We start from the raw sequence: 14,764 nt of genomic DNA, 5'->3' as shown, positions 1-14,764 counted from the left end.
GAAACTTGGGAAGCCGTCCAGCGAAATGAGGTCAGGGAATGGCTGAGCCGTCGGCCGCACTCTCCCCGATACTGAAGCAGGCGACGCCGGTCCTCGCCGCGCGCGGCGAAGGCGTCTACATCTACGACGAGGACGATCGCCGCTACCTGGACTTCACCGCCGGTATCGGCGTCACCAGTACCGGCCACTGCCATCCGAAGGTGGTCGAGGCCGCGCAGCGCCAGGTCGGCACCCTGATCCACGGGCAGTACACGACCGTGATGCACCGGCCGCTGCTTCAGCTCACCGAGCGTCTGGGCACGGTGCTCCCCGAGGGGATCGACCGCCTGTTCTACGTCAACTCCGGCAGCGAGGCCGTGGAGGCGGCGCTCCGGCTGGCCCGGCAGGCCACGGGGCGGCAGAACGCCATTGTCTTCCAGGGCTCCTTCCACGGCCGCACCATGGCGGCGGCGTCGCTCACCACCTCGGGCGTGAAGATCCGCGCCGGGATCGGCCCGCTCATGCCGGGCGTGGCCATCGCCCCGTTCCCCTACGCCTACCGGTACGGCATGACCGAGGACCAGGCGGTGGAGTTCGCGCTCCGCGAGTTCGACTACCTGCTCGCCACGGTCAGCTCGCCGCGGGACACCGCCGCCGTCTTCATCGAGCCGGTGCTGGGCGAGGGCGGGTACGTGCCGGCGCCGCCAGCCTTCCTCACCGGGCTGCGCGAGCGCGCCGACCGGCACGGCTTCCTGCTGGTTCTGGACGAGGTGCAGACGGGTTTCGGACGCACCGGACGATTCTGGGGGCACGACCACGCCGGCATCACCCCGGACATCGTCATCACCGCCAAGGGCCTGGCCAGCGGCTTCCCGCTCTCGGCGATCGCCGCGCCCAGCGCGCTGATGGAGAAGGCGTGGCCGGGATCGCAGGGCGGCACGTACGGCGGCAACGCCGTCTCGTGCGCCGCGGCGCTCGCCACCCTGGAGGTGATCCAGGAAGAGGGGCTGGTGGAGAACGCGGCCCGCATGGGCGAGCGGCTGCGCGCCGGCCTCGCCGAGGTTGCCGCCGCCCACCCGGCGATCGGCGACGTGCGCGGGCTCGGCCTGATGCTCGCGAGCGAGTTCACCGCGCCGGACGGCTCCCCGGCCACCGAGGCGGCCACCCGGGCCCACCAGATCGCGGCCGAGCAGGGGCTGCTGCTGCTCACCTGCGGTCCGCACGGGAACGTGGTCCGGATGATCCCGCCGCTGATCGTCACGGCGGAGCAGATCGACGCGGCCGTGGAGATCTGGGGCTCGGCGGTGGCCAAGGCGACGTCCTGACGCCGCCGCGGCGCTGACGGAGTCCTGATGGCCGGCCGACCGCCTCCCGGCGGTCGGCCGGCCGCGCGGCATGCCGGGCCGGGTGCGTCCTACCGATCAGGTGTGGAGCGCCCGGAGGAACCGCTCGACCAGCCGCCGGCTCTCCTCTTCGGGGTCCGTCGCCCAGCGCAGGACCCCGTCGTTGGCTTTGAGCAGGACCATGATGTCCTTCTCGTCAACGTCCTCGCGTAGGTCGCCGGCGGCCTTGGCCGCGTCGAGCAACTGCCCCAGCCGGCTCTGTGCCTCGCGGCGGGAGTGGTGGACGGGCGTGTCCGGGGGGAACTCGTAGAGGAACACCGCGGTGAACGCCCGGTCCTCCAGCTGCAGGCGCACCAGGTGGGTGATGTGGTCGACGAGGCCCCGCCACGGGTCGGGGTTGGTCAGACAGGCGTGTACCGAGTCCTCGCAGCCGGTCAGCCGGTCGGCGAACACGTAGGCGAGCAGGTCCCCGCGGGTCGGGAACCGCCGGTAGAGCGTGGCGGTGCCCACGCCCGCTCGCGTCGCGATCGCCTTCATCGGGGCGTCGGCTCCGAGCTCGCGGAACGCGGCGCGGGCCGCGCTCACGATGCGGTCGCGGTTGCGCTCCGCGTCGGATCGCAGCGTCCGTCGCGTTTCGTGGTGATCAGTCATGCCGTCATCTCGAATGGAAGTGAACAGGTGTGCCCGGTTACGTGTTACGGTCCCTAATTGGGCACCCTAGCCCAGTTGCGGCCCGTGACGGCCGGAACCGCCGGGTTCACGACTCTCCGCGCCCCTTCTCACGGAACGAAGGACCGATGAAGTACTCACTCCTCGACGTCGCCCAGGTGGCCGCGGACGAGACTCCCGCCGAGGCGCTGCACGGCGCGGTCCCGCTCGCGCAGGCCGCGGAGCGCTCCGGTTACCAGCGGGTCTGGTACGCCGAGCACCACAACATGCCGCAGATCGCCTCGGCGGCCACCAGCGTCGTCATCGCGCACGTGGCCGCCCATACGGAGCGGATCCGGCTCGGTGCCGGCGGCGTGATGCTGCCCAACCACGTCCCGCTGGTGATCGCGGAACAGTTCGGCACGCTGGCCGCCCTGCACCCGGGACGGATCGACCTCGGCCTCGGCCGGGCGCCCGGCACGGACCAGAACACGGCGCGGGCCCTGCGCCTGACGGCCGCCTCCGCCGATGCCTTTCCGCAGGACGTGCTCGAACTGCAGGGTTTCCTCAACGGCCGGTCGTCGATCCCCGGCGTGCGCGCGATCCCGGGCGACGGCTCGAACGTCCCCCTGTACATCCTGGGCTCCTCCCTGTTCGGCGCCCAGCTCGCCGCGACGCTCGGACTGCCGTACGCCTTCGCCTCGCACTTCGCCCCGGCCGCTCTCGACGCGGCCACCCAGACCTACCGTTCCGAGTACCGGCCGTCCGAACGGCACCCGGAGCCGTACCTCATCGTCGCGGCGAACCTGATCGCGGCCGCGTCGCAGGAGGAAGCGCAGGAGCAGCATCGGGCCGCCCTTCGTTCCCGCGCCAGGATGATGCTGCGGGGCGGCGCGGACCTCACCGACTCCGAACTCGACCGCGCGCTCGACTCCCCCGCCGGCCGGCAGATCCGCGGCATGATGACGCACACCGCCGTCGGGGAGCCGTCGCAGGTGCACGCCCACCTCGCCGAACTGGCCGAACGGACCGGCGCCGACGAACTCATGCTCGCCCCCGCCGCACCCGACCGCCAGGCCCGGCTCCGCGCCGTCGAACTGGTCAGCGCCCCGACTCCGCTCCGCGCCGTCTGACCTCTCGCCGCACACGCGGCGGAAGCGGTGGACACCGATATCCGCTCTCCGGGTTCGACTCCGCGACGGGACCGTCAGTCAATGCGCACCGCGCTTCCGGTGACTCGAACGCGGGCGTCGGCGGGGTCGACCTCCACCAGCAACCGGCTCGGGCGTCCCATGTCCGCGCCCTGGTGGACGGTGATCCGCGTCGGGTGGTCGATCACGCCCAGGGCGCGCAGGTAGCCGCCGAAGGCCGCCGCAGCGGCACCGGTGGCCGGATCCTCCACCACGCCGCCGATCGGGAACGGGTCGCGGGCGTGGACGACGCCGCGGCTCTCGCGCCAGAACAGGTGGACGGTGGTCCAGCCGACGCGCTCCATCAGCGTCCGTAGCGCGGCGAAATCGTAGTCCAGATCGGCCAGCCGGCTACGCGTGGCCGCCGCCAGCACGAGGTGGTCGTTGCCGGCGAAGGCGACATGCGGTGGGAACGCGGGGTCAAGGTCGGCGTGGTCCCAGTGCAGCGCGGCCAGCGCGGCGTCCAGTTCGGCGCCGTCGGTGGGCCGGGATCGCGTGGCGACGCTGGTCAGCGTCGCCGCGAACCCGGACTCCGTGGGCGTGGTCTGTACCGGCACCGCGCCGGCGTTGGTGTCGAAGACCAAGCCTCCGGGGCCGTCGCGTTCCGCCAGTGCCACGGCCGTGGCCACCGTGGCGTGTCCGCAGAAAGCCACCTCGGCGGCCGGGCTGAAGTACCGCACGCGGTACGCGCCGGTGTGCTCGTCGCGGCCGGTGATGAAGGCGGTCTCGGAGTACCCCACCTCGGTGGCGACCGCGAGCATCTCGGCATCGGTCCTGCCTGCGGCGTCGAGCACGACACCGGCCGGGTTGCCGCCCCCGGGGGCGTCGGAAAAGGCGGCGAAACGTTGCACGTCCATGCGAAAGAGACTGCCGCAGCCGCGGACATCAGATCAACCGATGGCCGTCGATCCGGACCATCGCGAACAGCGACCGACCAGGGAGATCTCCCGGCCGGTCGCCCGTCGCCCCGCACATCGCGGCGGGACCGCCGGCCCGGGTCCCGGAGCCGCGACTGGCCGACGTTCCGGTCCGGCTCGTGCGGCACCGGGACCCATGGGCCGCGCCGGTCGCGGCGGACGGTCATGGAACGATCCGCGCGCTCGCGGGCGCCGGCTGGTCACCGCGGTCACGCGGCCGGGTTCGCGCGCCCTCGCCCCACAAGTCACCCCGGATGCGCGCGCTTCCGGACCGGCCGTGGGTCCGGCTCAAGGGGTAACCGGTCCCAGAGTTCCGCCGGGATCGGGTGCTCCCACATCGCACGGTTGTCGGCCACTTCCGCCGGGCTTCGGCACCCCACCAGCACCGCGGCCACCACGGGGTGGGCCGCGGCGAACCGCAGGGCGGCGGCGCGGACCGGGACGTCGTGCTCGGCGCACAGCCGGGCGGTCTCCTGGGCCAGGCGCAGCGTCGGCTCGGGGGCGGGCGCGTAGTCGAACCTGGCTCCCGGGCGGGGGTCGGCGAGCAGGCCGGAGTTGTACACGCCGCCGATGACCACCGAGGTCCCGCGCCGTTCGCACGCCGGGAACAGGTCGGCCAGCGCGGACCGGTCCAGCAGGGTGTACCGGCCGGCGCACAGCACGACGTCGAGGTCGAAGCGGTCCACGAAGCGGGTGAGCATCGCGGTCTGGTTCATGCCGGCGCCGATGGCGCCGACCACGCCCTCGTCCCGCAGCCGGGCGAGGGCCGGGAACGCCGTGCCGATCGCCTCCTCCTCGTGGTCGTCGGGGTCGTGCAGGAGGACGATGTCGACGCGGTCCAGGCCGAGGCGGTCGAGGCTCTCCAGCAGGGCCGACCGGATTCCGGCGGCGGTGAAGTCCCAGTAGCGCCGCCGCGGCGGCGCGTTGGCGAACCCCTGGGGGTCGACGGCCTCTCCCGGGGCCAGCGGGCGCAGCCGCCGGCCGACCTTCGTGGACAGCGTGAACGAGTCGCGTGGCAACTCGCGCAGGACCGAGCCGACCAGCTGCTCGGAGCGGCCGAGCCCGTAGTGCGGTGCGGTATCGACGTAGTGCAGCCCGGTCTCCCAGGCGGCGCGCACGGTGGCCGTGGCCACCGGCTCGGGCACCGGCCGGTAGAGCCCGGCCAGCGGGGCGCCGCCGAGCGCCAGCGCGCTGACCAGCACGTCGCTGCGGCCCAGCCGGTTGCGGGCCACGGGCCGGCTCGGGCCGCCCGATGCGGGAATGCTCATCTGCGCGGCCGCAGGCCCTGCATGCCGCCGTCGACCGCGAGCGCGGTGCCGGTGACGGCGCCGGACGCCGGACTTCCCAGGTAGACGATGGCTTCGGCGACCTCCCACGCGGCGACCAGGCGGCCGGTGGGCTGTCGCGCCTCCAGGGCGGCGCGCTCGGCCGCCGGATCGGGAGCGGCGTCGAGCAGCCGGCCGATCCACGGGGTGTCGACGGTGCCCGGGTTGACGCAGTTGACGCGGATGCCCTCACGGACGTGGTCGGTGGCCATGGCCAGCGTGAGCGAGAGGACCGCCCCCTTGCTCGCCGAGTACAGCGCGCGCTGCGGAAGGCCGGCCGTGGCCGCGATGGAGCAGGTGTTGACGATGGCCGCCCGGGAGGAGGCGCGCAGGTGGGGCAGGGCGGCACGGCTGACCCGCGCGATACCCACCACGTTGACGTCGAGCACCCTGGCCCACTCGGCGTCGTCGTTGTCGGCCACGGTGCCCTGGGCGCCGATACCGGCGTTGTTCACCAGGACGTCGAGCCCACCGGCGTGGCCGGCCGCGGCGGCGACGGCCGCACGGACCTGCGGATCGTCGGTGACGTCGGCTCGCACCCCGGCGAGCCGTCCGTCTCCCTCCGGCCCGGCCGACACCGCCCCGGCCGGAGCGTCGATGTCGCGGTCCAGGCAGACCACGGTGGCCGCGCGGGCGGCGAACGCCCGAGCGGTGGCGAGACCGATCCCGGACGCACCGCCGGTGACGAGTACCCGCAGGCCGGACAGGTCATGGGCGCCTCCGCCGTCCGCGCTCATCGGGCCCACATCACAGCACGCGAGAGGGCGCGGGCACGGCGGTCGGTCACGGAGCGGGTGTGGGATGACATGGCGAGGTCCTGCCTTCCTGAACGTCGGGGGAGGGAGGGGACGTCGGGGCGGGTACCCCTATGTCTTCGGTCATGGGAAACGGGGTGCGTCGGGCCAGTGAGTCAGGCAGCGTGGCGCGGTGGCCGATCCGCTGTGGGATGACGTGAGCTGTTTCTTCGACCCTGACTTGATGGGGTCGCTGCCGGACGTGCGTGTGCCGGATACCTCGGCGGAGGACTGGCCGGCGGTCCTCGATCTCGTCGCGGAGAAGGGGGGAAGTGCCGGTACTCCGAGGGAGACACGGTGCTTCCGGTGCCCCGTGCGAAGACCGTGCCGTCCCGTCCGGCGGATGCTGACTGCCCTGTGCTGCGAGTCTGGCCGACTGCCGATGTGTTGGCGATCTTCCGGTTCCATGCCGACGATGAAGTCGACTTCGACATCGACGTGCGGGAGTTGCAGGGCCAGGAGCGGCTTGACGCGTTCCGCGGCTTCCTTCGGGAGCTCGGGCGGCGGCTGGGCAAGCCGGTGCTGATGGACCCGGAAAGCGACTTCGGCCATCCGGTGCCCGGCTTCGACGTCGAGGCTGATCGCATCGTTCTCCTCGCTGATCCTCAGGTCAGCTGACCGCGACCGACGGCTGCGGTTCGTAGCGGGTTCCGTCGCGGAGCATCGCGAACAAGACGTTGGCCCGACGCCCGATCCGGCCGCACGGCTGCCATGGCCTCGCCACCGCGGCCGTCACCCACCTCGGCGGAGCGGACGCCGTCATGCCAACGGGTCCGGCGCGAGCGGCCGAACAGCGGACCCGTGCTCCCGGGCACTCGGCCATGCCCTGGACAGACGGCCAGGGAGCGGAACGCCGGCACCACATAGAGGACCTCCTTTCTCGGCGATCGATCGGCGCCCGCGCGACCATGCCCACCGCAGGGGGTACGGACGCGGTCATGTCCGGGAGCCGTACGGGCGAGGTCGATCGGGGGGCCTTCCTGCGAACCGGCCGACCCAAGGGGCTCCGGGTGGGAGCCTGCTTGAACGGCCGGCCCGCACGGCGTCCGGCGATCGGGCGGCACCACGTCGAGGCCGACCTTCTCGGCGGCCGATCCGGTCGTGTGGGTGCCGCAAGCCCCTCCGCCTGGCACCGGCCCACCTCGGCCAGGCGGGCGGGGCGATGGCGGCGACTCTCGCGGCAACGGTCGGTGGTGACTTCGGGCGGCAACCGGGAAACCCCCGGCGCCCCATGGTGTCCGTGCGGGTGCGCGTCCCGCCACCGTGATCCCCAGGCTGTGGACGACCGGGCCGCCCGGGATCCCCGGACCGGGAACCCTCCGGCCCGCGCAGTCCGCCGCCCGGCCGGGGCCGGGGCCCCGGCCGGGCGTGCGGACACCGTGGCTCGACGCCGACCGGGGTCACCGCGCCGCCCCGGCCTCGGGTCCGGCGGGTGCCGGTCGCGGATCGGGGTCGACCCAGGCCGCACCATGCGGGTAAGCGAAGTCGCGGAGCGTCTCCTCGCGCAGTTGCGCCCCGATCCCCGCCCGCAGCGGCACCCGATAGTGGCCGGCGCGCACCTGCACCGGGTCGGCGAAGTGCTCGTGCAGGTGGTCGACGTACTCGATGGCGCGGCCGGTCAGGCTACCGCTCACCGCGACATAGTCGAACATGGCCAGGTGCTGGACGACCTCGCACAATCCCACGCCCCCGGCGTGCGGACAGACCGGCACCCCGAACTTGGCGGCGAGCAGCAGGATGGCGACGTTCTCGGTGACCCCGGCAACGCGGCAGGCGTCGAGCTGCACCACGTCCACGGCACCGGCCGCCAGGAACTGCTTCACGACGACACGGTTCTGCGCGTGCTCGCCGGTGGCCACCCGGATCGGGCGGACGGCCGCCCGGATGGCGGCGTGCCCGAGCACGTCGTCGGGCGAGGTGGGTTCCTCGATCCAGTAGGGATCGAACGGCGCCAGCTCGCGCATCCACGCCACCGCCTCGGCGACGTCCCAGCGCTGGTTGGCGTCGACGGCGATCCGGACGTCCGGGCCGACGGCCTCGCGCGCCAGGCGCAGGCGGCGCAGGTCGTCGGCGAGGTCGGCACCCACCTTGAGCTTGATCTGGGTGAACCCCTCGGCGACGGCCGCCCGGGCGAGCTGGACCAGACGCTCGTCGGAGTACCCGAGCCAGCCCGGGGTCGTGGTGTAGGCGGGGTAGCCGTGCGCCAGCAGTCGTTCGGTGCGGTCCCGGCGGCCGGGTGCGGCGTCGCGCAGGAGGCGCAGCGCCTCCTCGCGAGTGAGGGCGTCGGACAGATAGCGCCAGTCCACCAGGTCGACGATCTGCTCCGGCGACATCTCGGCGAGCAGCCGCCACACGGGCAGACCGGCCCGTTTCGCGACGAGATCGAACGCGGCGTTGACGATGGCACCGGCCGCCAGATGCAACACGCCCTTCTCCGGGCCCAGCCAGCGGAGCTGGGAGTCGCCGACGAGCCGGCGGGCGAACCCGCCGAGGTCGGCGGCCATGGCGTCGACGTCGAGACCGACGACGAGCGGCGCGTGCGCCTGGATGGCCGCCACGCACAGGTCGTTGCCGCGTCCGATCGTGAACGTGAAGCCGTGGCCGTCGGGTCCCTCGTCGGTGCGGAGCACGACGTAGGCGGCGGAGTAGTCGGGGTCGGGATTCATCGCGTCGGAGCCGTGCAGCTCCCGCGAGGTAGGGAACCGGATGTCGTGGGTTTCGACCGCGGTGATCGTCGCCAACTGGACACTCCGAATCTCTCGCCACCACGGTCGACGGGGGTCACACGCGGCGGACCGGACGGACGTCATCTCGGGTGCGGGGAACGCGGGATCGGAGGGGGCCGAGGAGAGGGGCAGGGGCCGACATCGCACGAATTGGTCCGACCACTAGTACGTTCCGGGCGGCCACGGTGTCAAGGCCCGCTGCCGAGCACCGCGCGAGCGCGGAACGGCTCCCGGCACGGGGAGACGCGCGCGCGGCGCCACGGACGCTGCTTCGCGCACGTGCGTGAGTCGCCCGCATCCGCCGGCTCTGGGAGGACGAACGGTCACCGGTTCAACCGAGCGAGGGGCGGGGAAGCGCCCCGGACCGCTGAACGCCGACCGCCGGCCTCCTCGACTGAGCCGCTCGGGGGCGGGCACTCACGCATTCCGTGGCACGGTTGAGGGAAAAGGCCGGGCCGGAGATCGTCGGCCGCCGGAAACGCCTGGTCTCACGCGAGGCACCCCGGAAGGGCGCTGGCCACGCACCCGCGAGCACATCCGTTCCCGCAACGCGGCGATCCGGCGCAACCGGGTCATCGACGGCGGTCTGGAGGCGCTCTCCGACACGGATCGCCCGGGCCGGCCCCGCAAGATCACCGATGAAACGGCCGGAGAAGTCATCACCACCACCTTGGAAAGACCCGCCCGATGCGGCGCCGGTCGGCGGCTCCACCTCGGTCAATGACCTCGAAAACGCGCTTCAGGTAGGGATCGGAAACCGGGACGAGAATCCTCGCCCCGTCGTGTGGACCACGACCGCCGCAGCGATCTTCCCGACCAACACCGCATATCTTCATCGACTTAACGACTCGGACCACCAGGGCGCGCGGCACGATCGGGTGATCGATTCGGCCTAGCGGAGCGTCGCCGAAGACGCCTTCGTCATCGCCGACACCGAATGCGCCGCGACCTGCGCCCGATGGTGTCCGTGGACGGATGGCATCGGACCCGCTCGGAGCGGAGTTCACCGCGCCACCGGCGGCGGCGTGGCCGCTTTCGGCAGCACCGACCGGCCGGCAGGTGTCGCGGGGGCCGTACCGGCTCTGCGGGAGCCGGGCGGGATCACCGGCTTCCCGTACCGGCCACGGTGTCACAGCCACCGCCTGACGCGGGTTTTCGGTATGTCCGCCCGGATCGCCATCGGCGCCGTTACTCTGCGAAGTCCTTCCGGGAATGCAAGCGCGCGGCGGGCGGCCGCCATGTGCGGGTCGTGCCCCGCACCGGCCGGGCGCAGGGTGGATGCGCCGTGGGCTGTGCCGTGCGCCGGGCGGACCTTCCTGGCCTCGCCCGCCGCACGGCCGTCCGTGGTGGTCTGGACGCCGGTCACCACGCAAGATCGACGACCTCATTGGGGCTCCTCCGGTTCGAACGTCGAGCGGCGGGACCGCGCTGCGGAACCTTGCGCGGCCAGGGCCCGGACCAGGCGGTCCGCGCCCCCGCTTCCCCATATCACCCGGCCAGGACGCCCACGTCCAGACGGAATCCCCAGCCTGTGGATAACCTGCGCCCCGGACACGGGACGCCTTGCGGAACCGTCCCGAAGCCCGGCTCACGGGGCGACCGGCACGGCCCGCGCTCGGGCCGGACGGTGACGGAATCCAGCGGCTCGCTCCGGATCTCGCCTCCGAGCGCGTGCGGGACCATGTCCGTGGCCGGAGAGCCTCCTCCTGGCGCGCCCGGGAAGGCGGCGGGCACGCCGTCGGCCACCGGGCGGCGGCGGACCGCGTCGTGTCCCCGGCCGAGTACGCCATCGGAATCGCGATCCGGCCGGGCCGTGGCGATGCCGTCGCGCCGGTCCCCACGAGCGTTCACACCGGCCGGACGGCGGGTCCGCCGCCGGGCGGGACCGGGCCGCTGCCACCGCGACCTTCGCAGAAGTCCAACGCGGACGTACGCACTCCCCTCGCCGCACCCCGGCAATGTGGTCTGGCCAATGCGTCACCGACCTGGGCCTCCATCACGAGCGTCTGGCGGCCGGGCGGCGCTCGGGATAAGGTCCGAACAGATCGCCCGACCGTCCCGGAGTGGCCGGCACCTCCCCGTCTCGTCCGCTCCCGATCCCCCTCGGTACCGATCCGCCGCGAGGAGCCGGATGACGCGCACGCCGCCCCCGTTCCCGTCGGCCTCCGGCCCACCCCGGCCACGTCGCCCGCTGTCCACCGGAGGCACCGCGTCCGCCGTCGGCCACCGGCCGGCCGACCCACTCCCCAGGCCCGGAACCCGGGGCACCCGATGACCGAAACCCCGGACACCGTGCCCCGCGTCGACGCGCATCACCACCTCTGGGACACCGCCCGACGGAACCTGCCGTGGATGGACGGCCCGTGGGCCGATCCGCTGCACGGAAGATTCGACGCGCACCGGTACGCCCAGGCCACTGCGGAACGGGGGATCTCGGCGTCGGTGGTCGTGCAGGCCGCGACCGATCCCGCCGAGACGCGCGAGCTGCTCGCGGTCGCGTCCGTGGACCCCGTCGTGCGCGCGGTCGTGGGCTGGGTCGACCTCACCGCCCCCGACGTCGCCGACGTCCTCGCCGGACTGCGGACCGGGCCGGCCGGCGAACGGCTCGTCGGTGTACGGCATCCGGTGCAGGACGAACCCGACCCCGGGTGGCTGCTCCGGCCGGACGTACGGCGCGGCATCGCCGCGGTGGGACGAGCCGGGCTCCGTTACGACCTGTTGGTCCGCCCGCCGCAGTTCGCGGCGGCGGTGGCGACGGTCCACGCGCACCCGGAGGTCCGCTTCGTCCTGGACCACCTGGGCAAACCGCGGATTTCGCCTTCGGCCTCCCGGGGAGCCGACGGCGACGACGGGTGGTCCCAGGGGCTGGCCGCGCTCGCCGCCGCGCCCAACGTCACCGCCAAGCTGTCCGGCCTGGTGACCGAGGCGGACCGGCGGACGTGGACGCCGCAGCAGCTCATGCCGTTCGGGCGGCGCGCGCTGGACCTGTTCGGCCCGCACCGGCTGATGTACGGGTCCGACTGGCCGGTGTGCACGCTGGCGGCCGATTACCGCCAGGTCCTCGACATCGCCGAGACGATCACGGACGGGCTCTCCGGACCGGAGCGCGCGGCGGTGTTCGGCGGCACCGCGGTGCGCTGGTACGGGCTGGACCGCCTGCTCCCATGAGCCCGCGCCGCCGAGGTTCGTGACCGAAGGGAGTCCGATGCCCCCGTCCCCCCGGCCCACCGCGCCGGACGGCCGCACCTCGCCCTCCGAACTGGTGCTCTGGTACCGCCGACCGGCGACCGTCTGGGAGGGCGAATGCCTGCCCATCGGCAACGGCGCCCTGGGGGTCGGCGTCTTCGGGGGCGTCCGCCACGAACGGCTGCAGTTCACCGAGAAGACGCTCTGGACCGGCGGCCCCGGATCCCGTGAGGGGTACGACCACGGCGACTGGCCGGAGCCGAGGACCACCGTGATCGAGGAGCTCCGGCGGCGGATCGACCAGCGCGGGCGGGTCTCCCCGGAGGAACTCGCACGCCGGCTCGGCCGCCCCCGGCGCGGGTACGGGGCGCAGCAGACGTTCGGCGATCTTCTGCTGGACTTCCCCGACGCCCCGGACGGCATCCCCGCGGGCTACCGGCGTGCTCTCGACCTCGACGACGCCGTGGCCACCATCCGCTACCGGCACCGGGGTGTCGCGCACCGGCGCGAGTACTTCGCCAGTCATCCGGCCGGCGTCGTCGTGGGACGGCTGTCCGCCGACCGGGCCGGCGCCGTGACGGTGACCGTGGGGTTTCGGACGCCACATCCCGGCGTCCGCGTCACGGCCGATTCCGGGCGGCTCATGGTGCGCGGGGCGCTCACCGACAACGGCCTGGTCTTCGAGGCGCAGGTTCACGTGATGGCGGAGAGCGGCACGGTCACCGATGACGGCACGCGGCTGACCGTCACCGGCGCGGACAGCGTGCTCATCGTCCTCGCGGCGGGCACCGACTACGCGCCGCGGTACCCGGGCTACCGCGGAGCCGACCCGCACCGCGCGGTCACCGACGCCGTCGACCGCGCGGTGCGGCGCGATCCCGCCGCGCTGCGCGCCGAGCACGTCGCCGACCACCGTGGCCTGTTCCACCGCGTGCGGCTGGACCTCGACCACCATGTCCCGGACCGGCCGACCGACGAACTGCTCGCCGGCTACCGCGGCACCGGCGGACCGGCCGAGCGCGCGCTGGAGCGCCTCTACTTCCAGTACGGCCGCTACCTGCTGATCGCGTCGTCGCGGCCGGGCACCCTGCCGGCCCACCTGCAGGGGGTGTGGAACGACTCCACGTCGCCGCCATGGTCGGCGGACTACCACACCAACATCAACCTGCAGATGGCCTACTGGCCGGCCGAGACCACCAACCTGCCGGAGACCGCCGAGCCGCTGGACGACTTCGTGACCGCCCTGCGGGTGCCCGGCCGCCGCACCGCGGCACGGATCTTCGGGTCGCCCGGCTGGGTGGTGTTCAACGAGACGAACGCCTTCGGGTTCACCGGAGTGCACGACTACCCGACCGCCTTCTGGTTCCCGGAGGCCGCGGCCTGGCTGGCCCTGATGCTGTGGGACCGCTACCGGTTCGGCCTCGACCGGGAACACCTGCGCCGCACCGTCTACCCGGCACTCCGGGAGGCGGGCGAATTCTGGCTGGCCAACCTGCACCCCGATCCCCGCGACGGCACGCTAGTGGTCTCCCCCAGCTACTCCCCCGAGCACGGGGACGTCACGGCGGGCGCGGCGATGTCACAGCAGATCGTCGGGGAACTGCTCGACGCCACCCTGCGAGCGGCCGAAACCCTCGACACCGACCCCGGCCTGCGCGCCGACCTCGGCGCCGCACTGGCCCGCCTCGACCCCGGCCTGCGGATCGGCGGGTGGCGGCACCTCCAGGAGTGGCGGGCCGACCTGGACGATCCCCACGACACCCACCGCCACGTCTCCCACCTGTTCGCGCTGCACCCGGGCTCGCGGATCCACCCCGGCACGCCCGAGTCCGCCGCCGCGCGCGTCTCCCTGACCGCCCGCGGCGACGGCGGCACCGGCTGGAGCCGCGCCTGGAAGATCAACCACTGGGCCCGCCTCCACGACGGCGACCACGCCCACCGCGTCCTCGCCGGCCAGCTCCGCGAGTCGACGCTGCCGAACCTGTGGGACACCCACCCCCCGTTCCAGCTCGACGGCAACCTCGGCGCCACCGCCGGCATCGCCGAGATGCTGCTGCAGAGCCACCTGGACGCGGTCGACGTCCTCCCCGCCCTCCCCCGCACCTGGCCCACGGGCACGGCCACCGGCCTGCGCGCCCGTGGCGACATCACCGTGGACATCTCCTGGACCGACGGACACCCCACCACGGTCACGCTGCACACGGCCCGCAACGGCACCGTGCACGTCCGCAGCACCCTCTTCCAGGAGCCGTTCACGGTCACCACCGCGCCCCTCGAGAGCCCCCGATTCCGCCGCGTCACCCCGACCAGCATCATCCTGGAGACCCACGCCGGAGCCACCTACTCGCTGACCAGGGCGGAGAATGATCACGCGCAAACCCCTTCGGGCGGCGTGGTAGAGTTCTACTCGTTCCCGGGAAGCCGACAGCACTTCCGGGGCGCCACAAGCGAAGACCGGCACCCGTAGCTCAATGGATAGAGCGTCTGACTACGGATCAGAAGGTTGGGGGTTCGAATCCTCCCGGGTGCGCCAGCCTACGAAGGCAACACCAAGCCCGACCTGCGAGAACAGGCCGGGCTTCACTGTGTTGAGGGTTGGCGGAGAGTCGCTGAACCAGGCCCCGATGCACATTCGGTGCACACTCGTCGGCCCGCC

The 14,764-nt window shown here is 73.2% G+C and carries 11 protein-coding genes and 1 tRNA gene; 7 read left to right on the top strand and 5 right to left on the bottom strand.

The window, feature by feature from the left end; translation table 11 throughout:
• The first annotated feature begins 38 nt into the window (after window positions 1-38).
• Entirely contained in the window at window positions 39-1,304 is a 1,266-nt protein-coding gene (locus tag ACFQRF_RS09965; RefSeq protein WP_379870693.1) for an aspartate aminotransferase family protein, read from the top strand.
• A gap of 96 nt (window positions 1,305-1,400) precedes the next feature.
• Here ACFQRF_RS09965 and ACFQRF_RS09960 read toward each other — a convergent pair whose 3' ends face one another.
• Window positions 1,401-1,973, bottom strand: a complete 573-nt coding sequence (locus tag ACFQRF_RS09960; RefSeq protein WP_379870691.1) for a TetR/AcrR family transcriptional regulator — start codon at window positions 1,971-1,973, stop codon at window positions 1,401-1,403.
• 146 nt (window positions 1,974-2,119) lie between these two features.
• Here ACFQRF_RS09960 and ACFQRF_RS09955 point away from each other — a divergent pair, with 146 nt between their 5' ends.
• Window positions 2,120-3,103, top strand: coding sequence for an LLM class flavin-dependent oxidoreductase (locus ACFQRF_RS09955; RefSeq protein WP_379870690.1), 984 nt, complete (start codon window positions 2,120-2,122; stop codon window positions 3,101-3,103).
• Window positions 3,104-3,177: 74 nt separating this feature from the next.
• Here ACFQRF_RS09955 and ACFQRF_RS09950 read toward each other — a convergent pair whose 3' ends face one another.
• From ACFQRF_RS09950 to ACFQRF_RS09940, 3 genes are all read right to left on the bottom strand, one after another.
• Complete coding sequence (locus tag ACFQRF_RS09950) at window positions 3,178-4,017, bottom strand: PhzF family phenazine biosynthesis isomerase (RefSeq protein ID WP_379870688.1); 840 nt, start codon at window positions 4,015-4,017, stop codon at window positions 3,178-3,180.
• 305 nt (window positions 4,018-4,322) lie between these two features.
• Window positions 4,323-5,345, bottom strand: coding sequence for an aldo/keto reductase (locus ACFQRF_RS09945; RefSeq protein WP_379870686.1), 1,023 nt, complete (start codon window positions 5,343-5,345; stop codon window positions 4,323-4,325).
• A complete protein-coding gene (locus ACFQRF_RS09940) occupies window positions 5,342-6,139 on the bottom strand; it encodes an SDR family NAD(P)-dependent oxidoreductase (RefSeq protein ID WP_379870684.1) in 798 nt (265 codons plus the stop codon). The genes ACFQRF_RS09945 and ACFQRF_RS09940 overlap by 4 nt, the downstream gene beginning before the upstream one ends.
• Window positions 6,140-6,493: 354 nt before the next feature.
• Here ACFQRF_RS09940 and ACFQRF_RS09935 point away from each other — a divergent pair, with 354 nt between their 5' ends.
• Window positions 6,494-6,814, top strand: a complete 321-nt coding sequence (locus tag ACFQRF_RS09935; RefSeq protein ID WP_379870683.1) for a hypothetical protein — start codon at window positions 6,494-6,496, stop codon at window positions 6,812-6,814.
• Window positions 6,815-7,596: 782 nt separating this feature from the next.
• Here the strand turns inward: ACFQRF_RS09935 and ACFQRF_RS09930 are convergent.
• On the bottom strand, window positions 7,597-8,937 hold the full coding sequence (locus tag ACFQRF_RS09930) for an enolase C-terminal domain-like protein (protein ID WP_379870681.1): 1,341 nt from the start codon (window positions 8,935-8,937) through the stop codon (window positions 7,597-7,599).
• A 623-nt stretch (window positions 8,938-9,560) separates the two neighbouring features.
• Here ACFQRF_RS09930 and ACFQRF_RS09925 point away from each other — a divergent pair.
• The 4 genes from ACFQRF_RS09925 to ACFQRF_RS09910 all read left to right on the top strand — a co-directional run bounded on the left by ACFQRF_RS09925 (window position 9,561) and on the right by ACFQRF_RS09910 (window position 14,641).
• Window positions 9,561-9,818: a hypothetical protein gene (locus ACFQRF_RS09925; RefSeq protein ID WP_379870680.1), complete on the top strand. Its 258-nt coding sequence runs from the start codon at window positions 9,561-9,563 to the stop codon at window positions 9,816-9,818.
• Window positions 9,819-11,193: 1,375 nt separating this feature from the next.
• Window positions 11,194-12,090 carry an amidohydrolase family protein gene (locus ACFQRF_RS09920; RefSeq protein ID WP_379870678.1) on the top strand — a complete coding sequence of 299 codons (897 nt, stop codon included), beginning with the start codon at window positions 11,194-11,196 and terminating at the stop codon, window positions 12,088-12,090.
• A 37-nt stretch (window positions 12,091-12,127) separates the two neighbouring features.
• The gene (locus ACFQRF_RS09915; RefSeq protein ID WP_379870677.1) at window positions 12,128-14,575 is read left to right on the top strand and encodes a glycoside hydrolase family 95 protein; all 2,448 of its coding nucleotides are present in this window, start codon (window positions 12,128-12,130) and stop codon (window positions 14,573-14,575) included.
• Window positions 14,566-14,641, top strand: a tRNA-Arg gene (locus ACFQRF_RS09910). Before ACFQRF_RS09915 ends, ACFQRF_RS09910 begins: the two co-directional genes overlap by 10 nt.
• Window positions 14,642-14,764: the final 123 nt, after the last annotated feature.

Source organism: Marinactinospora rubrisoli, assembly GCF_042664915.1.
Lineage (GTDB): Bacteria > Actinomycetota > Actinomycetes > Streptosporangiales > Streptosporangiaceae > Marinitenerispora > Marinitenerispora rubrisoli.
Note: the sequence above shows the minus strand (reverse complement) of the source record. Positions and strands in the feature narration are given on the sequence as shown.